Source organism: Rhizobium sp. 10N427, from assembly GCF_056394605.1.
The window spans coordinates 18,328-37,345 of sequence record NZ_JBFTID010000011.1 but is presented as its reverse complement, the minus strand read 5'-3'; the positions used below and the strand labels follow the sequence as shown (position 1 = coordinate 37,345).

General features: G+C 61.6%; 17 protein-coding genes. 13 read left to right on the top strand and 4 right to left on the bottom strand.

Annotation, left to right across the window (positions count from 1 at the left end; translation table 11 throughout):
* Window positions 1–137: 137 nt before the first annotated feature.
* Both AC1DIJ_RS21250 and AC1DIJ_RS21245 read left to right on the top strand, forming a co-directional pair.
* The gene (locus AC1DIJ_RS21250) at window positions 138–1,244 is read left to right on the top strand and encodes an aminodeoxychorismate synthase component I (RefSeq protein ID WP_112385715.1); all 1,107 of its coding nucleotides are present in this window, start codon (window positions 138–140) and stop codon (window positions 1,242–1,244) included.
* A complete protein-coding gene (locus tag AC1DIJ_RS21245; RefSeq protein ID WP_112385520.1) occupies window positions 1,241–1,867 on the top strand; it encodes an aminotransferase class IV family protein in 627 nt (208 codons plus the stop codon). The genes AC1DIJ_RS21250 and AC1DIJ_RS21245 overlap by 4 nt, the downstream gene beginning before the upstream one ends.
* Here the strand turns inward: AC1DIJ_RS21245 and AC1DIJ_RS21240 are convergent.
* Window positions 1,864–2,769: a sensor domain-containing diguanylate cyclase gene (locus AC1DIJ_RS21240; protein WP_112385521.1), complete on the bottom strand. Its 906-nt coding sequence runs from the start codon at window positions 2,767–2,769 to the stop codon at window positions 1,864–1,866. The two genes, AC1DIJ_RS21245 and AC1DIJ_RS21240, sit on opposite strands and share 4 nt — an antisense overlap.
* Window positions 2,770–2,899: 130 nt before the next feature.
* Between AC1DIJ_RS21240 and AC1DIJ_RS21235 the strand changes: the two genes are divergently transcribed.
* The 8 genes from AC1DIJ_RS21235 to AC1DIJ_RS21200 all read left to right on the top strand — a co-directional run bounded on the left by AC1DIJ_RS21235 (window position 2,900) and on the right by AC1DIJ_RS21200 (window position 11,082).
* A complete protein-coding gene (locus AC1DIJ_RS21235; protein ID WP_112385522.1) occupies window positions 2,900–3,184 on the top strand; it encodes a YciI family protein in 285 nt (94 codons plus the stop codon).
* Between the two features lie 47 nt (window positions 3,185–3,231).
* Window positions 3,232–4,137: a heme-dependent oxidative N-demethylase family protein gene (locus tag AC1DIJ_RS21230; protein WP_112385523.1), complete on the top strand. Its 906-nt coding sequence runs from the start codon at window positions 3,232–3,234 to the stop codon at window positions 4,135–4,137.
* A 136-nt stretch (window positions 4,138–4,273) separates the two neighbouring features.
* On the top strand, window positions 4,274–5,728 hold the full coding sequence (locus tag AC1DIJ_RS21225; RefSeq protein ID WP_112385524.1) for a homospermidine synthase: 1,455 nt from the start codon (window positions 4,274–4,276) through the stop codon (window positions 5,726–5,728).
* Window positions 5,729–5,896: 168 nt separating this feature from the next.
* Window positions 5,897–6,265: an outer membrane lipoprotein Omp10 gene (gene omp10, locus AC1DIJ_RS21220; RefSeq protein ID WP_112385525.1), complete on the top strand. Its 369-nt coding sequence runs from the start codon at window positions 5,897–5,899 to the stop codon at window positions 6,263–6,265.
* Between the two features lie 212 nt (window positions 6,266–6,477).
* Window positions 6,478–8,349: a 5'-nucleotidase C-terminal domain-containing protein gene (locus AC1DIJ_RS21215; protein WP_112385526.1), complete on the top strand. Its 1,872-nt coding sequence runs from the start codon at window positions 6,478–6,480 to the stop codon at window positions 8,347–8,349.
* Window positions 8,350–8,475: 126 nt separating this feature from the next.
* Window positions 8,476–9,510, top strand: coding sequence for a ferrochelatase (hemH, locus tag AC1DIJ_RS21210; protein WP_112385527.1), 1,035 nt, complete (start codon window positions 8,476–8,478; stop codon window positions 9,508–9,510).
* Window positions 9,511–9,612: 102 nt separating this feature from the next.
* Complete coding sequence (locus AC1DIJ_RS21205; RefSeq protein WP_112385528.1) at window positions 9,613–10,623, top strand: SPFH domain-containing protein; 1,011 nt, start codon at window positions 9,613–9,615, stop codon at window positions 10,621–10,623.
* A 3-nt stretch (window positions 10,624–10,626) separates the two neighbouring features.
* Window positions 10,627–11,082 carry an NfeD family protein gene (locus AC1DIJ_RS21200; RefSeq protein WP_112385529.1) on the top strand — a complete coding sequence of 152 codons (456 nt, stop codon included), beginning with the start codon at window positions 10,627–10,629 and terminating at the stop codon, window positions 11,080–11,082.
* Here AC1DIJ_RS21200 and AC1DIJ_RS21195 read toward each other — a convergent pair whose 3' ends face one another.
* A complete protein-coding gene (locus tag AC1DIJ_RS21195) occupies window positions 11,083–12,078 on the bottom strand; it encodes a KpsF/GutQ family sugar-phosphate isomerase (protein WP_112385530.1) in 996 nt (331 codons plus the stop codon).
* A 145-nt stretch (window positions 12,079–12,223) separates the two neighbouring features.
* Between AC1DIJ_RS21195 and AC1DIJ_RS21190 the strand changes: the two genes are divergently transcribed.
* Window positions 12,224–13,807 carry an outer membrane beta-barrel protein gene (locus tag AC1DIJ_RS21190; RefSeq protein WP_112385531.1) on the top strand — a complete coding sequence of 528 codons (1,584 nt, stop codon included), beginning with the start codon at window positions 12,224–12,226 and terminating at the stop codon, window positions 13,805–13,807.
* 3 nt (window positions 13,808–13,810) lie between these two features.
* On the opposite strand, the gene galU is transcribed toward AC1DIJ_RS21190, so the two are convergent.
* Complete coding sequence (galU, locus tag AC1DIJ_RS21185) at window positions 13,811–14,698, bottom strand: UTP--glucose-1-phosphate uridylyltransferase GalU (RefSeq protein WP_112385532.1); 888 nt, start codon at window positions 14,696–14,698, stop codon at window positions 13,811–13,813.
* A 200-nt stretch (window positions 14,699–14,898) separates the two neighbouring features.
* Here galU and AC1DIJ_RS21180 point away from each other — a divergent pair, with 200 nt between their 5' ends.
* The gene (locus AC1DIJ_RS21180) at window positions 14,899–16,122 is read left to right on the top strand and encodes a lytic murein transglycosylase (RefSeq protein WP_112385533.1); all 1,224 of its coding nucleotides are present in this window, start codon (window positions 14,899–14,901) and stop codon (window positions 16,120–16,122) included.
* Window positions 16,123–16,209: 87 nt separating this feature from the next.
* Complete coding sequence (locus AC1DIJ_RS21175; RefSeq protein ID WP_477831542.1) at window positions 16,210–17,406, top strand: SGNH/GDSL hydrolase family protein; 1,197 nt, start codon at window positions 16,210–16,212, stop codon at window positions 17,404–17,406.
* 45 nt (window positions 17,407–17,451) lie between these two features.
* Here the strand turns inward: AC1DIJ_RS21175 and AC1DIJ_RS21170 are convergent, their stop codons facing one another.
* Window positions 17,452–18,927 carry a glutamate synthase subunit beta gene (locus tag AC1DIJ_RS21170; protein ID WP_442210070.1) on the bottom strand — a complete coding sequence of 492 codons (1,476 nt, stop codon included), beginning with the start codon at window positions 18,925–18,927 and terminating at the stop codon, window positions 17,452–17,454.
* Between the last annotated feature and the right edge of the window lie 91 nt (window positions 18,928–19,018).

The following is a 19,018-nucleotide window of genomic DNA, read 5'->3' as shown; positions in this document are numbered from 1 at the left end:
GGCGCGTCTGCGCCGTGAAGTGGCTCTTTCGCGCCCAAGGACTTGGGCGCACTGGATTCCTGTGACAGGCACAGGAATGAGGGAGGCGTAAATTGAGCCCATTCATCCTCTTCCGCGACGACACAACCGATCAGACGATGCTCTTCGCCGAGCCGTCCGAAACCATCATCGCGAACGACCGAGCCGAATTCTTCGCCGCCTTGCAGCGCATGGAAGACGCCAAGGCCGCAGGCAAATGGCTGGCGGGCTACATCTCCTATGAGGCCGGCTACCTCTTCGAAGACAAGCTCGCCCCCAAACTCCCCGCCAATCGCCAGTCGCCACTCCTCCGCTTCGGCGTCTTCGACCGCCCGGCACCCGATGACCACCCGCTCTCTCAGCCTGTCCGCCGCCGCGACAACGAGGAATTCCTGACCACCCCGAAAGCCGGATGGGATTTTGAGACATATAGAGAGCGCTTCGACCGCCTCCACTGGCACCTGCGTCAGGGCGATTGCTACCAGGCAAATCTCACCATGCCGGTCGAGGCGCGCTGGAGCGGCGATCCGCTCGCCGCCTTCTGGTCGCTGATCGAGCGCCAGCCGGTCAAATACGGCGCCTATGCCGATCTCGGCGGTCCGATCATACTCTCGCGCTCGCCGGAACTCTTCTTCCGCACCGATGAGGACGGCTGGATCGAGACGCATCCGATGAAGGGCACCGCCCGGCGCGGGGCCGATGCGGCAGAGGATGAAGCGATCAAGGCCGCCATGCTGGCCGATGTGAAGACCCAGGCCGAAAACCGGATGATCGTCGATCTCCTGCGCAACGATATCTCGCGCATCACCGAAGTCGGCACGCTCGACGTGCCAAAACTCTTCGACATCGAGAGCTACCCCACGGTGCACCAGATGGTGAGCCATGTGCAGGCGAAGCTGCTTCCCGATCTGACGATCTGCGATATCTTCGCCGCTCTCTTCCCCTGCGGCTCGATCACTGGCGCCCCCAAACTCAGCGCCATGCAGATCCTCGACGATCTCGAGGACCAGCCGCGCGACGTCTATTGCGGCGCGATCGGCATGATCGCTCCCTCGGGTGCCATGCGCTTCTCCGTCGCCATCCGCACCATCAGCCTTTTCGAGGACGGTCACGCAATCTTCAATGTCGGCGGCGGGATCGTCTTCGATTCCACCGCCGAGGCCGAATATGACGAGTGCCTGTTGAAGGCGCGCTTTGCGATCGGCGATCAGGAAATTGCCCGATGAGCGATTTCTCGCTGATCGAAACCATGCGCTGGGATCCGGAAGTGGGCTTCACCCGGCTGCGACTGCATCTCGCCCGCCTCGAACGCTCTGCCCGCCGTACCGGCTTTCCCGTTCCTCGGGCTGCGGCCGAAGCCCTGCAAGAGGCGGTTCGGGATGCGGCGGCCCCGCTCCGTGTCCGGCTGACCTTCGACGCCAATGGCCGGATCGAGGTGACCAGCGCCCCCTTCGTGCCGTTGGCGCCTGACACCATCTGGAAAGTGAAACTCGCCGCCCGGCGTCTCGATAGCAGCGACAAGCTGCTGCGCATCAAGACCACCCGCCGTCAGGTGTACGAGACGGCGCGTGCGGAATATGCAGCTGCTGACGCCGACGAAGTGCTGATGCTCAATGAGAAGGATGAGGTCTGCGAGGGTACCATTACCTCTGTCTTCCTCGACGACGGCTCCGGCATCCTGCGGACGCCACCGATCTCCTGCGGATTGCTGGCAGGCGTGTTGCGCACGGAGCTGATCTGCCAGCGCAAGGCGCGCGTCGGCCGCATCGGTCTTGCCGATGTCGCCGCCGGCAAGCTCTACATGGGCAACTCGCTGCGCGGATTGATCCCCGCCATGCTCCTGCCTTAGGCGACGATCTTCAGCCGGTCGCGGCCGCTCTGCTTGGCAACATAGAGTGCCTCGTCCGCCCGCGCATAGATCTGCTGCACGGTATCGCCGATCCTGAGCTCTGCCAGCCCGGCCGAGCAGGTATAGAAAAATGCCGGGGAAGCCGGCAGCGGCCGCGCAACGCGGACACGGTCGAGCACCCGGTCAACGATCTTCTCGCCCTGTTCCAGCGTCGTATCCGGCAGAACCAGCATGAATTCCTCGCCGCCGATCCGCCCGAAGCTGTCGCGGCGGCGGACCATCGGCTGGACGCGACGGGCAAAATCGATCAGCACCAGATCCCCCACCTGATGGCCGAAGCTGTCGTTGATCCGCTTGAAGAAATCGAGATCGATGATGCACATGCAGCCACTGATCGACAGTGCCGAACCCTGCCGCAGGATCATGTTCTCAAGCGCCGCCATCATGAAACGGCGGTTGGAAATGCCCGTCAGCTCGTCGGTCTGCGATGCTTTCAGTGCGAAGTCGCGATCCTGCCGGAGATCGCGCTGGCTGGTCTTCATATGCGTGATGTCGCTGGCGATACAGAGCATCCAGCCGTCGCGCTGAACCGTCTCCGTCATCCAGAACCAGCGGCCATCGACGACATCGGTCTCGAAAGCACGGAACGGTAGCTTGCCGCGGCGCGATTGCGCCGAAATCAGCCAGGCCTCGAAATCGGCTGTACGGATGATCGTACCGCGTCCGGCCTTGGTGTTGCGGCGCATGAGGTCGGCCCATGTGGGCGTTTCGTCCGGCTCGATGGCGAAGATGGAGCGAAAGGCGGCGTTCGCATATTGCAAACGGTCATCCTGATCGTAGAGCCCGATCAGCACGGCACTTTCTTCCTGCAACTCCGCAAGCCGCTCCGATATCTGGGTCATCCGATGGTCCCGGGCGTGCTGTGGCGATATGTGGCACATTGCGGCGAAAGTCTAAAAAGAAGATGGATGGACCAGTCGCATTTCGGTTATCAACAGCCTCATAACGGCACACAGCTTTCAGGATCGGAACATGTTCATTCTCTCCCTCACCTACGTGAAACCCAACGAGGAGGCCGACAAGCACATGGAGACGCACATGGCCTGGGTGAAGGAAGGCTATGCAAAAGGCTGGTTCCTCGCCTCCGGCCGCAAGGTCCCGCGCACCGGCGGCGTGATTTTCGCCACTGGCGACCGGTCCGAGATCGAAGCCTACGTCGCGGCCGATCCTTTCACGCTGCACGGCGTTGCGGAGTATGAGGTGACGGAAGTGGCATTGACGACGGTCAATGAAGGGCTGGAAGCTTTGAAGGGATAAGCGCTTTACTCTTGCATCAAACCCGGCAAACCGGCAGTTTCCTGACAATGAAACTTCCCGCTTACACACCCTATGATGGATCATCCAGGCCGTTCACCATCGGCCTGATGCCGCTCGATATCGGCAGGTGGATCGAGCCTGATGCCGATCTGGCGCGCTATCTCGGCGAGAAGCGCGGCCTCATCGGCGCCCATCGCGAAGACGTTTTTGTCGCCGAAGACGATACGCTGGCGGCACAGGAAGAATGTCTGGCGCTGCTTGCGGACTATCTCTGCTCTGCCCATCCCGATCTGTATGCCCGCCACGGCAGCGTTATCGAAACGGTGGGCACCAAACTTGATCTCGCCGACAACACACTGCCGCCGCTGATGAAAGCCGGCCTCCTTGTTGCCGATGATCTCGTCATCATGCGCCGCAAGGATGATGGCTGGCATTTGGTCGCAGGCCACGTCTCCTTCCCGTCTTCCTGGTCGCTGCAGGAAAAGTTCGGCCGTCCGATGCAGGCGATCCATGCGGATGTGCCCGGTTTCAGCGAGGGCACGCGCAACGCCGCGCTGATCACCCGCATCTTCGACAATCTGCAGGTCCCCCAGCCGGTCGAGCGGATGAACTGGTCGGTCAACACGACAGGCGATCTCTTCCTGCCGCTCTCCAAGCACCGCCGCCCGCCTTCTGCCGACGATTTCACGCTTGGTGACCGCTTCGCCCGCGTCGAGCGGCAGACGTTGCGCAAGCTTCCCGTTTCCGGCGATATCGTCTTCACGATCCGCGTCTATGTCGATCCGATTGCCGCGATCGAGCATCACCCGCGGGCCGCAGAACTCGCCTCAAGCTTCGCGTCACAACTCGACGCGCTGGACGAACATCAGGCCGCCTACAAGGGGTTGACGCTGCAAAAAGTCGACCTCGTGCAGAAGCTGCACAGCCTTGCGCAGCAGCTGGCGCCCGCCTGATATTTGCTTTCCCGGACCAAACGCTCTTTATTGTGACGCCATTTTATGGTTAGAGCCGGTCACTTCGCTTATTTTCAGCGCATTTTGAAGAATTCTTGAGGCTCATCGCCTGCGTCGCCTTCCACAGGAGAAAAGAATGACGGAACAGAACCACCCGGTATATGCCGAAATTACCGGCCCGATCGTGATGATCGGCTTTGGCTCCATCGGCCGCGGCACGCTGCCGCTGATCGAGCGCCACTTCAAGTTCGACAAGAACCGGTTGGTTGTCATCGACCCGCGCGAAGAGCCGGGCGACATGGAAATCCTCAAGAAGCACGGCGTCCGTCACATCAAGGAATATGTGACGAAGGACAACTACAAGGACCTGCTGAAGCCGCTCCTGACCGAAGGCGAAGGCCAGGGCTTCTGCGTCAACCTCTCGGTTGACACCGGCTCGCTCGACCTGATGAAGCTCTGCCGCAAGCTCGACGTTCTCTACATCGACACCGTCGTCGAGCCGTGGCTCGGCTTCTATTTCGACAAGAGCATGAAGAACGCCGACCGCACCAACTATGCGCTGCGCGAAACCGTGCGCAAGGAAAAGGAAAAGAACCCGGGCGGCGCAACGGCCGTTTCCACCTGTGGTGCAAATCCGGGCATGGTTTCCTGGTTCGTCAAGCAGGCGCTGGTCAACCTTGCCAACGATACCGGCCTGAAGTTCGAAGAGCCGGATCAGCATGACCGCGAAGGCTGGGCCAAGCTGATGAAGAAGCTCGGCGTCAAGGGCGTCCACATTGCCGAGCGCGATACGCAGCTCACCAAGACCCCGAAGCCGCTCAATGTCTTCTGGAACACCTGGTCGGTCGAAGGCTTCATTTCCGAAGGTCTGCAGCCGGCAGAACTCGGCTGGGGCACCCACGAAAACTGGATGCCAAAGAACGCCAAGAAGCACAAGAAGGGTTGCAAGGCCGCGATCTACCTGGAACAGCCGGGCGCCAACACCCGCGTTCGTACCTGGTGCCCGACGCCCGGCCCGCAATACGGCTTCCTCGTCACCCACAACGAGTCCATCTCGATCGCCGACTATTTCACGGTTCGCGACAAGGACGGCGAAGTGACCTTCCGCCCGACCTGCCACTACGCCTATCATCCGGCCAACGATGCCGTTCTCTCTCTGCATGAGATGTTCGGCAATGGCGGCACCGCGCAGCCTGTGCACCACGTTCTCGACGAGGACGAACTGGTCGAAGGCATCGACGAGCTCGGCGTACTGCTCTACGGCCACGAGAAGAACGCCTACTGGTTCGGCTCGCGCCTGTCGCTCGAAGAGACCCGCCGCATCGCGCCTTACCAGAACGCCACCGGCCTCCAGGTCACCTCGGCCGTTCTCGCCGGCATGGTCTATGCGCTCGAAAACCCGAAGGCCGGCATCGTCGAAGCCGACGAGATCGACTACAAGCGCTGCCTCGAAGTGCAGCTGCCTTACCTCGGCCCGGTCGAAGGACACTACACCGACTGGACCCCGCTCGATGGCCGCCCGGGCCTCTTCCCCGAGGACATCGACACCAAGGATCCGTGGCAGTTCAAGAACATCCTGGTTCGCACGTAATCGCGAACCGGCAGAGACAAGATGCCCGCCGAAAGGCGGGCATTTTTGTAACGCCCGCTGTGTAATTTCGCTTGCAGCTTGCAGAAGGCTTGCCTTGGCGGCCGCCCCGCGCCATGTTTTTTCCAGAACTTGCGGATATCGTCCGCCGCCAATCGCCGGAGAAGCTTTATGAAGTTGAGAAATATTGCCGCGCTCGCGGCTGCAGCAGCAGCGCTCGCAGCTTGTGTTTCCTCTGATCCCCGTCCCATGCCGGTTTCCACCCGTGCCGCGCCAACAGGCGTCGAAGGCGCATGGCGCGATCCGAACGGCATCGTCTCGACCTTCCAGGCTGGCACCTTCACCACCCGCACGACCGACAGCAACCAGCTGCTGGCATCCGGTACCTATGTGAACACCGGACCGTCTCTGGTGGAAATCAACATGACCTCGCTGGTGCGCAAGACCCAGTCCAAGGTCAACTGCGCACTGGTCAATCAGGGCCAGCTGAACTGCACCTCGGATGCGGGCGCGCAATTCACGTTGACGCGCAGCCTGTAACCGCGCTTCACCGATTACCGAGAATGAAAAGCTCCCCTTCGCGGGAGCTTTTTTGTTTACCGCCACTTGGAAAGCGCGGGCATTGGCCCAGCTTTTCGCTTGCGGTTGCGCAGGTGAGATGAAAACATCCGGCGCGCCGGGTAAAAACGGCTAAGAGGGATCGGCGGAACAGCCAGGGGTAAGCGCTGCCGCCGGAAAATCAGGAGAACAGGATGACGAAATCCTTTAGTTTCGGTCTGCTGACGGCGTCCATGCTGGCGCTCAGCACGGGCGCGGCTTTCGCCGACTATCAGCTCAATATTCTTCACATCAACGATTTCCATTCCCGCATTGAATCGATCAACAAGTTCGATTCCACCTGCTCTGCCGAGGAAGAAGGCAAGAAGGAATGCTTCGGCGGCGCCGCCCGCCTGAAGACCGCGATCGACCAGCGCCGCCAGGCCCTCTCCGGCCAGAACGTGCTGCTGCTCAATGCCGGAGACAATTTCCAGGGCTCGCTGTTCTACACCACCTACAAGGGTGCAGCCGAAGCCGAAGTGCTGAACGCCATGAAGTTCGACGTCATGACCGTCGGCAACCATGAATTTGACGACAGCGAAGACGGCCTTGCCACCTTCCTCGACAAGGTGCAGTTCCCGGTCATTTCGGCTAACGTCCTTGCCGGTGACGGCTCCAAGCTCGGCGACCGCATCAAGCCGTCGCTGGTTCTCGATGTCGGCGGCCAGAAGATCGGTATCGTCGGCGCTGTCACCAACGATACGGAAGAGCTCTCGTCGCCCGGCCCGAAGGTGCTGATCGCCGACGACGTCGCCTCGATCACCGCAGCCGTCCAGGACCTTAAGGCGCAGGGTATCAACAAGATCATCGCGCTCACCCATGTCGGCTACCCGCGCGATCTCGCCTTCATCGCCAAGATCCCCGACGTCGACGTCGTTGTCGGCGGCCACTCGCACAGCCTGCTGTCGAACACCGACCCGAAGGCCGAAGGCCCCTATCCGACGCTGGTCGACAACCCGGGCGGCTACAAGGTTCCGGTTGTTCAGGCTGCATCCTACAGCAAGTATCTCGGCGATCTCGTCGTCGATTTCGATGACAACGGCGTCGTCAAGAGCGCCAAGGGCGATCCGATCCTGATCGACTCGACGTTCACCCCGGATCCGGCGCTGACCGCCCGTATCGCCGAGCTGGCAAAGCCGATCGAAGACTTGCGCAAGAAGGTCATCGGCGCTTCGGAAGGTCCGATCGAGGGTGATCGCACCATCTGCCGCGTCCAGGAATGCTCGATGGGCAATCTCGTCGCCGATGCTATGCTCGACCGCACCAAGAGCCAGGGCGTCCAGATCGCCATCCAGAACGGCGGCGGTCTGCGCGCCTCGATCGATGGCGGCGAAGTCACCCAGGGCGAGGTCATCACCGTTCTGCCGTTCCAGAATACGCTGGCGACCTTCCAGCTGACAGGTGCCGACGTCGTCAAGGCGCTCGAAAACGGTGTCAGCCAGATCGATCAGGGTGCCGGCCGCTTCGCGCAGGTCGCCGGTCTGAAATACAGCTTCGACGTCTCCAAGCCGGTGGGCAGCCGCGTCAGCGATGTGCAGGTCAAGGACGGCGATAATTTCGTCGCCATCGATCCGGCCAAGACCTACGGCGTTGCCACCAACAACTTCATGCGCGCTGGCGGCGACGGCTATTCGATCTTCGAAACAGCGGGCAAGAATGCCTATGACTTCGGCCCCGATCTTGCCGATGTCACCGTCGGATACCTGACGGCGCACAACCCGTACAAGCCCTATACCGATGGACGCGTGACGGCGATCGCAGCCGCTGGTGCCGCCGCACCGGCAGCCCCTGCTGCGGCTCCGGCAGCAACAGCACCGGCCGCGGCTCCCGCTGCGGCACCGGCTGCGGCTGCTCCGGCAACGGCAACGCCCGCCAGCCACGTCATTGCCGCTGGCGACACGCTCTGGGATCTCGCCAAGCAGTTCTACGGCAACGGCGAACTCTGGAAGAAGATCTCCGAAGCCAACGGCAGCCCGAACCCGCGCCGCCTTGTTGTCGGCGAGGAGCTGAAGCTCCCGGCGAAGTAAGACGATTTGTCCCGATCTCGAAAGCCGGTCCGGGGTTTCCCGGGCCGGCTTTTCTACTTATAGGGTTGAACCGATCGCGTCCGGCTGCGTATGAGCCGGCGAAGACATGAGAGCGTTGGGGCCAGAATGACCGTTGAACTTTCGAACCGCCCGGCGGAACACCCGCCCGTGACCTTTGGCAAGGTGGGCGTGCTGCTCGTCAATCTCGGCACACCGGATGGCACCGACTATTCCTCGATGCGCCGCTACCTCAAGGAATTCCTGACCGACAAGCGCGTCATCGAATGGTCGCCCTGGAAATGGTACCCGATCCTGTTCGGCATCGTGCTCAACACCCGCCCCGGCAAGGTCGGCAAGGCTTACGAGCTGATCTGGAACAAGGACAAGGACGAGAGCTACCTGCGCACCTATACGCGCAGCCAGTCGGACCTGATGGCCGAGCGCCTGAAGGACCTGCCGAATGTCGTCGTCGACTGGGCGATGCGCTACGGCAATCCGTCAATCGCCTCGAAAATCGACAGCCTGAAGGCCGCCGGCTGCGACCGCATCGTGCTCTTCCCACTCTATCCGCAATATGCGGCAGCAACGACGGCAACGGTCAACGACAAGGCGTTCCAGAAGCTGCTCACCATGCGCTGGCAGCCTGCCCTGCGCACGATCCCTGATTATCACGACGACGAAACCTATATCGAGGCGCTCGCCAACTCGGTGACCAACCATCTGGCGACGCTGGACTGGGAGCCAGAGATGATCCTCGCCTCCTTCCACGGCATCCCGATGTCCTACTTCAAGCAGGGCGACCCCTATTACTGCCAGTGCCAGAAGACAGGCCGGCTGCTGCGCGAACGTCTAGGGCTGTCGAAAGACAAGTTCATGGTCACCTTCCAGTCCCGCTTCGGGCCCGAGGAATGGCTGCAGCCCTATACCGACAAGACGGTCGAGAAGCTGGCACAGGACGGCGTCAAGAAGATCGCGGTCCTCAACCCCGGCTTCGTGTCCGACTGTCTCGAAACGTTGGAAGAGATTGCCGAGCAGGCAGCCCACTCTTTCCATGAGAACGGCGGCGAGAAATTCGCGCATATTCCCTGCCTGAACGACAGCGAAGATGGTATGCGCGTGCTCGAAAAGGTGGTGCGGCGTGAGCTTCTCGGCTGGGTCTGACCCAGCCAGCGGCTTTTTGTTGCGGATCATTGCAAATAACGGGATAAGTCTCCACGTTTGATGTGTGCCGGATTTTCCGGCAACAACCGGTGGAGGAATTTCATGGTCCTGGGCGGCTTCGACATTGTCGTCATCGCACTCGTCATCTTCGTCATTTTGGTGCTCTTTGCGGGCATCAAGACGGTGCCGCAGGGCTATCGCTATACGATCGAACGCTTCGGCCGCTACACGCGGACACTGGAGCCCGGCCTCAACCTGATCACCCCCTTCATCGAGCGCGTCGGCGCCAAGATGAATGTCATGGAACAGGTCCTGAACGTGCCGACCCAGGAGGTCATCACCAAGGACAATGCCTCGGTCTCCGCCGATGCCGTGTCCTTCTATCAGGTGCTGAACGCCGCGCAGGCCGCCTATCAGGTCTCCAACCTCGAAAACGCCATCCTCAACCTGACGATGACCAACATCCGCTCGGTCATGGGCTCGATGGATCTTGACGAACTGCTTTCCAACCGCGACGCGATCAACGACCGCCTGCTGCGCGTCGTCGATGAGGCCGTGCACCCCTGGGGTATCAAGGTCACCCGCGTCGAGATCAAGGACATCCAACCGCCCCGCGATCTCGTCGATGCCATGGCCCGCCAGATGAAGGCGGAGCGCGAGAAGCGCGCTCAGGTTCTCGAAGCCGAAGGCTCGCGAAACGCGCAGATCCTGCGCGCCGAAGGCGCCAAGCAGTCGGCGATCCTGCAGGCCGAAGGACAGCGCGAAGCCGCCTTCCGCAACGCCGAAGCGCGCGAACGCCTGGCCGAAGCCGAAGCCAAGGCAACCAAGATGGTCTCCGAAGCGATCGCCGCCGGTGATATCCAGGCGATCAACTACTTCGTGGCGCAGAAATACACCGAAGCCCTGACGTCGATCGGTTCGGCCCCCAATTCCAAGGTGGTGCTGATGCCGATCGAGGCATCCTCCATTCTAAGCTCGCTGAGCGGCATCGGCGCCATCGCCAAGGAAGTCTTCGGCGACGGCAGCACCACGCCCGCCCCGCAACCGCCCCGCCAGGTCACGCAGCGCAGCACGCCGCCCGTAAACCCCTTCAACCAGAATCCGGAGCGCTGACGCATGCTGGCACGCATCGTTGCAGAGCTTGGACCGTGGAGCTGGTGGGTGATCGGTCTGATCCTGCTGGCCGCCGAAATGATCGTGCCCGGCTTCTTCCTCGTTTGGATCGGCCTTGCGGCGCTCGCCGTCGGCGTCCTTTCGCTTCTGCTATGGGACGCAGGCTTCTGGGTCTGGGAAGTGCAACTGATCCTTTTCGCGGCCTTTGCCGTGGCGACAACTTTCGTTGGCCGCAAGCTGACGCTGCGCCACGACGCAACGGACGAGCCCTTCCTCAATCAGCGCGGCGCGAGCCTTGTCGGCCGCACGGCAACACTGGCTGAGCCGATCCGCGAGGGACGCGGCCGGATTCGTCTCGACGATACGATATGGCAGGTGATGGGGCCTGACCTTCCGGTCGGCACCCGCGTCAAGGTCGTCGCCAGCAATGGCCGCGACCTGACGGTTGAGGCCGCCTGATCAGGCGACGCCGATCCGCAAGAGATCGTGGAAATGGATGAGCCCGACCGGCCGGTTGTCGTCATCGACGACGATCAGCGCGCCGATATGGTGCTTGTTGAGCAGCGCCAAGGCAGCAGTCGCCAGTACACTCGGCTTCACCACCTTCGGCGTCCGCGTCATGATGTCGTCGACAACAAGTTCCGCGAGGTTGCGCGTCAGATTGCGCGCCATGTCCCCTTCGGTCACGATGCCGCAAAGCCGGCCGTCCTGATCGAGAACGCCGACACAGCCAAAATGCTTGCGCGACAGAACCTGAATCGCATCCGGCACCGGCGTCCCCTGCGGCACCAGCGGCACGCGCTCGCCGGTATGCATGATGTCACCGACATGCGCCAGGCTGGCGCCGAGTTTCCCGCCCGGGTGAAACACATGGAAATCGCGCGCCGTGAACCCGCGCGCCTCAAGCAGCGCTACCGCCACGGCATCGCCGACTGCCAGCTGCATCAGTGTCGAGGTCGTCGGCGCGAGACCGTTCGGGCAGGCTTCCTCCTCGTTTGGAACGAGAAGTACCACATCCGAAGCCTTGGCGAGTGACGATTCCGCGCCGCAGGTGATCGAGATCAGGGGGATGGAAAACCGGCGGGTATAGGAGATGATGCTGCGAAGCTCAGCACTCTCGCCGCCCTTGGAGATCGCCAGAACCAGATCGTCCCTGGCAATCATGCCGAGATCACCATGATTGGCTTCGGCGGCGTGTACGAAGAAGGCAGGCGTTCCTGTCGAGGCGAATGTCGCGGCAAGCTTGGCGCCGATATGGCCGCTCTTGCCGACGCCCGTCACGATCACCCGGCCGCTGATGCCGCCGATCGTTTCGACCGCTTGGGAGAATGGGCCGGAAAGCCCGTTGTCGAGCGCGCGCTCGAGCGCCTCGAGACCGCGCCGTTCCGTCGTGATGGTCCGCTTCGCGGATTCCAGCACACTGTTCTCGGCCAGATTGACAGCTTTCCTCATCATGTGCCTGCGTTAGCGCTTTTCACTGTGGCTGTCCATTGCTGTCTCGGTCGAAACGACGGCGCGAAGGCACCAGTCTAAACGAATGATTAACTATGACGTTTTACTTTCAGGTAACGAGTTGAAGCATGCCACACGCGGATTCTGAATGGGCAAGGAACGTGATACGAGCAGTTTGACGCCGCTCCGTGCGACGCGCTTTGCCGTGTCTGCCGTTCTCCTGGCCGCCGCAGCACTGCCGCAGTCCGCGTTCGCCCAATCGGCGCAGAGCTACGGCAGCGGCACATCTGGCTACTCATCCTCCTCCCAATATTCCTCCGGCGGCAACACCGGCGGCCAACAGACACAGGCGGCCGACCTGGATGGCGATGGTGTTCCGGATCCGGGCCAGCCCGGCGTGCCCTCCCCCGATGACACCGCAACCGGCACCCAGACCGGCGCCGCCCAGCAGAACGGCACGTCATCCACGACGGCATCAGGCGATCAGCAGCCAAGCGACGAGACGACAGGCTCGATCCTCGACGAGGACATGCGCCGCCTCAACACCCGCGAACCGGCGATCGACGAACGCCGTCTGCCGCGCAAGGCCGATGATGCGTTGACCGAGAAGGATACCGACGGCATCCGCATCGGCACCTTCATCCTGCGCCCGTCGATTACGCAGTCGATCAATACCGAGACGACCAAGGAAAACGGCACCAAGGAAAGCCGCGGCTTCCTGCAGACCGATGGCAACGCGACACTCACCTCCGACTGGGCGCTGCACCAGCTGACCGTCACCAGCCAGGGCAGCTGGCAGCAGAACATCAGCGGCGAAGGCGAAGAGCAGCCCTCCTTCCAGATCGACGGCGATCTGCGCCTCGATCTGCCGGAGGATACGGTCGCGCATCTGAAGGGCGGCTACCGCTTCTACCGTGAAGACACCGACGATCCGAACGCCATCTCCGATGCCAGCAAGCAGTCGAATGTTCAGGAATTCAGCACCGGTGCTTCAATCGAGCGCGACTTCGGCGTGCTGCGCGGCACCACCGAACTCGATGTCGTCAGGACCATCTATTCCGACGTGACGCTCGCCAACGGCACGGACGTTTCCCTCAGCGACCGCGACCAGACCGCAGGCACATTCCGCGCCCGCATCGGCTACGAGCTCTCCCCGGCACTCATCCCCTTCATCGAGGGCACTGTAGGCAAGACCGCCTACGACGAGACCCGCGACAGCTCAGGCTACGCCCGCTCCGGCAACAGCTACGGCGCCAAGGCCGGCGTGCAGGTCGATCTCGGCGAGAAGCTCAGGGGCGAAGTCAGCGCCGGATACGAAACCGCAAGTTTCGACGACGACCGCCTGGCCTCGATCGATACGGCGACTGTCGACGCCAATATTCTCTGGTCGCCGCTGCGCGGTACCAATGTCAATTTCGACCTGCAGACCAGCATCCAGCCTTCCACGACGCCGGGGCTGAGCGGCTATGTCTCGCACGCCTTGACGACGACAATCACGCATCAGCTGCGCGACAACCTGCAGGCAACGGTTCTGGGTGGGGTGACGCTGCGCGACTATCCGGCCGGAGCGAGCAGCGATGAGACGGTCTATACGACGAGTGCCGGTCTCATCTGGAACATCAACCGCTATCTCGATCTGACGAGTACTCTCGGCTACGAGCTGACGACGCGGGATGAAGGCACCGACTCGCAGCAATGGCGAGCCGGTGTCGGTTTGCGGCTGAAACGCTAGGCCTTAAAGACCCTTCAGCAGAGCCTTGAAGCCGTCCTCGACGGTCGGGCGGATATCCGCACGGTCGAGCGCGAAGGCGACGTTGGCGAGGATGAAACCATCCTTGGCGCCGCAGTCATAGGTCGTTCCCTTGAAGTGATAGCCCGCGAAATCCTGCGACGTCAGAAGCTTCAGCATGCCGTCGGTGAGCTGGATTTCGTTGCCCGCGCCACGCTCCTGCGTTTCGAGAATCTTGAAGACCTCCGGCTGCAGGATGTAGCGGCCATTGATGAAGAAGTTCGACGGTGCGGTGCCCTTGGCAGGCTTTTCGACCATGCCGGTGATGCGGAAGCCTTCACCGATCGCCTCGCCGACACCGACGATGCCGTATTTGTGCGTCTGATCCGGCTCGCATTCTTCGACGGCGATGATGTTGCCGCCGCTCTGGGCGTAGAGATCGATCATCCCCTTCATGCAGCCCTTGCCCTCGGCCTTCATGATCATATCGGGGAGCAGCAGCGCGAAGGGTTCGTCGCCGACGATCTCGCGGGCGCACCAGACGGCGTGGCCGAGGCCGAGCGGCTCCTGCTGGCGGGTGAAGCTGACGGTACCAGCCTTCGGCAGCTGGCCGGCCAGCAGCGTCATCTCGGCTTTCTTGCTGCGCTCGCGCAGCGTCTGCTCCAGCTCGAAATGGATATCGAAATAGTCTTCGATGATGTGCTTGTTGCGGCCGGTGACGAACACGAAATGCTCGATACCCGCTTCCAGCGCCTCGTCGACCACATACTGAATGATCGGTTTATCGACGACGGTCAGCATTTCCTTCGGAACGGCTTTGGTTGCCGGAAGGAACCGCGTTCCAAGACCTGCGACCGGGAATACCGCCTTACGAACCTTTTTCTGCTGCGTCACGTAGAACCTCCTGGGGGGCTTATCGCTTTGAACTCAAGCTATTTGGGGTGAATTAAGCTAAATTCGCTACTGTTTTACAAATGATGACGGGAAGACGTTGTCATGGTAAAGAATTTGTTGACTTCGTTCCGGTAGTCTCGGGTCCGGACGGAATGCCCCTCCGCCGCACTTGTAACAGAGATGACGGATACGGACTGCCGATGACCAAAAATCACAAATACTCCCTTCGTGGTCTTGCTCTCGCCCTCGTTGTGACCGCTTCCGCCGGATTGGCTCCGCATAACGCAGCCGCCGACCAGCGGTTCCAAAAGTGGATCGCGGACTTTTATCAAACTGCCGCGCAAAATGGCATCAGCAAGGCAACGTACCGCAAAGCCTTCGCGGGTGTGAGCGAACCTGACCCTACAGTCCTTGAAAAGGCGGCTTTTCAGCCGGAATTCACCACCAAGATTTGGGACTATGTGGATTCCCGGGTTAACCCCTACACAGTCGAGATCGGCCGCAAAATGGCCGCAAAGCACGCCTCGACCCTGAACGCCATCGAGCGCCATTTCGGCGTCGACAAGACGATCATTCTCGCCATCTGGTCGATGGAATCGAATTACGGCGCCGTGCTCGCCAAGGACGACCGCCTGCATTACGTGCCGCGCGCACTGGCAACGCTTGCCTATGCCGATGAGCGCCGGGCGAAATTTGCCCAAAAGCAGCTCATCGCAGCACTCAAGATTCTGCAAAATGGCGATATCTCCGCCGACGGCATGACCGGTTCCTGGGCCGGCGCCATGGGCCATACGCAATTCATCCCGACCAGCTACCTGCTTTACGCCGTCGATGCCGATGGCAATGGCCATCGCGACATCTGGAACTCGGTTCCGGACGCACTGGCGACGTCGGCCAATCTGCTGGCCAAAAACGGCTGGGATACCGGCAAGACCTGGGGCTACGAAGTCCAGGTTCCCGCAAGTGCTGCCAAGCAGGCAGGCAAGACGCACACACTGGCGCAATGGGCCGCAATGGGCCTGACCCGTCCGAACGGCAAGAGCTTCAAGGACGCCTCCACCAAGGCGCAGCTGAAAATGCCGGGCGGCCCGGGTGGCCCCGGTTTCCTGATGACCTCGAACTTCTTCACCATCAAGAAATACAATGCTTCCGACAGCTATGCTCTCGCCGTCGGTCTGCTTGCCGATGAGATTGCCGGCTATGGCGGCATGAAGCAGCGCTGGCCACGGCCGGATGGTACGCTTGATGTGAAGGAAAAGTTCGAGCTCCAGACTCGTCTGAAGACGCTCGGCTATTACGACGGCGAAGTCGATGGCAATTTCGGCTCCGGATCGAAAGCCGCCATTTCGGCAGTCCAGCAGCGTCTCGGCATGCAGACGGATGGCGAGCCTTCGCTTCCTCTTCTGAACGCGCTGCGGCGCTAACAGGAAGAATCCGCGGCACAAATCGCGTTGTGAGTGGACGATTGCGCCCACTCCATGCGAAAATGGCGCGAGATGCGGGGCATGACCATGCGGAAGTCTGATCATAAGCGGAAACTCGGCGGACGAACGCTGCTGACGGCTGCGTTGGTGCTGTCGTTCGGTGTGACTGCGCCTGTCCATTTTGCCGACGCCCAGGAGCGCTATCAGCGCCGCTCGATCCTCGATTTCTTCCTCGGCCGCCGCGCCGTCGAAGAAGAATATCCGCCAGCGCCCGATGTCCAGCGGCCCCGACCGCAGAAGAAGCGCACTGCGCCGCCCAAAGCAGCGGTCGCGCCGAAGGCTGTGGCGCCCGTGCCAGATGAGGACGTCGTTCAGAAGCAGGAAAATGCCCAGAAAATCCTGATCGTCGGCGACTTTCTGGCAAGCGGCCTCGGCGACGGCATGACTGAAGCCTTCAAGACCTCTCCCGGCGTCGTCATCGATGCCCGCGGCAATGTTTCGTCAGGCCTTGTCCGCGACGACTACTACGATTGGCCCGAGCAGCTGCTGAAGATGATGGACGAGGTGAAACCCGCCATCGTCGTCGTGATGATCGGCGCCAACGACCGCCAGCAGATGGCGATCAACGGCACCAAGGAAAAATTCCGGACCGACGCATGGTATGCCGAATACCAGAAGCGCGTGCTGAACTTCGGCAAGGAAGTGACAAGCCGCAAGATCCCGCTGCTTTGGGTCGGTCTCCCGGCCTTCGATTCGGATTCGATGACGGCGGATGCCGTGCAGATGAACCAGCTGTTCCGCAAGCAGATCGAAAGTGCCGGCGGCGAGTTCGTCGACATCTGGGACGGCTTCGTCAACGAGGGTGGCGAGTTCATCGTCACCGGTTCGGATATCAACGGCCAGCAGGTACGCCTGCGCACCTCCGACGGCATCAACCTGACGCAGGCGGGGCGCCGCAAGGTTGCCTTCTACGTCGAAAAGCCGGCACGCCGCATTCTCGGCACCCAGGCAAGCCCGGACCTGGTGCGCCTCGACACCAGCAACCTGCCGAGCCTCGGCCTGCCGGAACCCAACGCGCCGCACACGCAGCCGATCAGCCTCTCCGATCCCAATCTCGACGGTGGATCCGAACTGCTCGGCGCCAAGGCACCGCCGGTATCGCTGACGAAATCGCCACGCGACATTCTGGTGCAGGACGGCATGGTCGAACAGGCGCCCGCCGGCCGCGTCGATGATTACAGGCTTCCCGCCGCCAAAGAACCGAAGCAGGTTTCCGCAAAATAAAAAGGGCCGCAAAAGCGGCCCTTGTCTTTCAGATCAGGCTTCCGATCAACGCGGCAGAACCGTCGAGCCCATCAGCGCTTCATCGATCGCGCGCGCGGCCTGACGGCCTTCGCGGATTGCCCAGACGACCAGCGACTGTCCACGGCGTACGTCACCGGCGGTCCAGAACTTGTCGACCGAGGTCTTGTAGTCCTTGTCGTTGGCAACGACATTGGTCGAGCCGCGACGGTCCGTGTTCAGCGTCAGCTTGCCGTCGAGTTCCTTGAGCACGCTGTCGGTGAACGGGCCGCGGAAGCCGATGGCGATGAAGGCGAGATCGGCCTTGATCACGAACTCCGTGCCGGGAACCGGCTTGCGGCGCTCATCGACTTCGCAGCACTTCACACCGGTCAACACGCCGTCTTCGCCGACGAATTCGAGCGTTGCGACCTGGAATTCGCGGACAGCGCCTTCGGCCTGCGACGACGAGGTGCGCATCTTCGTGGCCCAGAATGGCCAGACGGCGAGCTTGTCTTCCTTTTCCGGCGGCTGCGGGCGAATGTCGAGCTGGGTCACCTTGACAGCACCCTGGCGGAACGCTGTGCCGACGCAGTCCGACGCAGTATCGCCACCACCGACGACGACGACATGCTTGGCACCGGCAAGGATCGGATCCGCCTGCCAGCCGACGCTGTCGATATTCTCGCGGCCGACGCGCTTGTTCTGCTGCACGAGATAAGGCATCGCGTCATGAACGCCTGCGAAATCCGTGCCTGGAATACCGGCCTCGCGCGGGGTTTCCGAACCGCCGCAATAAAGCACGGCGTCATGATCTGCCAGGAGCTGCTCGACTGTCACGTCGACGCCGACATTGACGCCGCAATGGAACGTGACGCCCTCGCCCTTCATCTGCTCGACACGGCGGTCGATGAAGTTTTTCTCCATCTTGAAATCAGGAATGCCGTAGCGCAGCAGGCCGCCGGCCTTGCTCTCGCGCTCATAGAGATGAACCTCGTGACCAGCGCGGCCGAGCTGCTGGGCAGCCGCCATACCGGCCGGACCCGAACCGATGATCGCAACCTTCTTGCCGGTGTGAACGGTCGCCGGCTGCGGGCGGATGAAGCCGAGCTCATAAGCCTTGTCGGCGATTGCCTGTTCGACCGTCTTGATCGCCACAGGCGTATCTTCGAGGTTCAGCGTGCAGGCTTCCTCGCAGGGCGCGGGGCAGACGCGGCCGGTGAACTCCGGGAAGTTGTTGGTGGAATGCAGGTTCTGGATCGCTGCTTCCCAGTTGTTGTTGTAGACGAGGTCGTTCCAGTCCGGGATCTGGTTGTGAACCGGGCAGCCGGTCGGGCCATGACAATAGGGGATGCCACAGTCCATGCAGCGGGCTGCCTGCTTCTGCACTTCCGGGTCAGACATCGGGATGGTGAATTCGCGGAAATGCCGGATACGATCCGACGCCGGCTGATACTTCGCAACCTGCCGGTCGATTTCCAGAAAGCCTGTAACCTTACCCATATTTTCGTCCCTTACCCTCATGACCGCCTCGCCTGCGGCCAGTTGTCCATCATCAGCCTCAGCTCTGGAGGCAGGTTGCTTCTTTCGACCGTCATCAGCACATATCCCCTGA

Excerpts from the sequence above, each read along its gene's own strand:
- AC1DIJ_RS21250 (WP_112385715.1), top strand. The coding sequence starts at position 138 with ATGCTCTTCGCCGAGCCGTCCGAAACCATCATCGCGAACGACCGAGCC.
- AC1DIJ_RS21245 (WP_112385520.1), top strand. The coding sequence starts at position 1,241 with ATGAGCGATTTCTCGCTGATCGAAACCATGCGCTGGGATCCGGAAGTG.
- AC1DIJ_RS21240 (WP_112385521.1), bottom strand. The coding sequence starts at position 2,769 with ATGACCCAGATATCGGAGCGGCTTGCGGAGTTGCAGGAAGAAAGTGCC.
- AC1DIJ_RS21235 (WP_112385522.1), top strand. The coding sequence starts at position 2,900 with ATGTTCATTCTCTCCCTCACCTACGTGAAACCCAACGAGGAGGCCGAC.
- AC1DIJ_RS21230 (WP_112385523.1), top strand. The coding sequence starts at position 3,232 with ATGAAACTTCCCGCTTACACACCCTATGATGGATCATCCAGGCCGTTC.
- AC1DIJ_RS21225 (WP_112385524.1), top strand. The coding sequence starts at position 4,274 with ATGACGGAACAGAACCACCCGGTATATGCCGAAATTACCGGCCCGATC.
- omp10 (WP_112385525.1), top strand. The coding sequence starts at position 5,897 with ATGAAGTTGAGAAATATTGCCGCGCTCGCGGCTGCAGCAGCAGCGCTC.
- AC1DIJ_RS21215 (WP_112385526.1), top strand. The coding sequence starts at position 6,478 with ATGACGAAATCCTTTAGTTTCGGTCTGCTGACGGCGTCCATGCTGGCG.
- hemH (WP_112385527.1), top strand. The coding sequence starts at position 8,476 with ATGACCGTTGAACTTTCGAACCGCCCGGCGGAACACCCGCCCGTGACC.
- AC1DIJ_RS21205 (WP_112385528.1), top strand. The coding sequence starts at position 9,613 with ATGGTCCTGGGCGGCTTCGACATTGTCGTCATCGCACTCGTCATCTTC.
- AC1DIJ_RS21200 (WP_112385529.1), top strand. The coding sequence starts at position 10,627 with ATGCTGGCACGCATCGTTGCAGAGCTTGGACCGTGGAGCTGGTGGGTG.
- AC1DIJ_RS21195 (WP_112385530.1), bottom strand. The coding sequence starts at position 12,078 with ATGATGAGGAAAGCTGTCAATCTGGCCGAGAACAGTGTGCTGGAATCC.
- AC1DIJ_RS21190 (WP_112385531.1), top strand. The coding sequence starts at position 12,224 with ATGGGCAAGGAACGTGATACGAGCAGTTTGACGCCGCTCCGTGCGACG.
- AC1DIJ_RS21180 (WP_112385533.1), top strand. The coding sequence starts at position 14,899 with ATGACCAAAAATCACAAATACTCCCTTCGTGGTCTTGCTCTCGCCCTC.
- AC1DIJ_RS21175 (WP_477831542.1), top strand. The coding sequence starts at position 16,210 with ATGCGGAAGTCTGATCATAAGCGGAAACTCGGCGGACGAACGCTGCTG.
- AC1DIJ_RS21170 (WP_442210070.1), bottom strand. The coding sequence starts at position 18,927 with ATGAGGGTAAGGGACGAAAATATGGGTAAGGTTACAGGCTTTCTGGAA.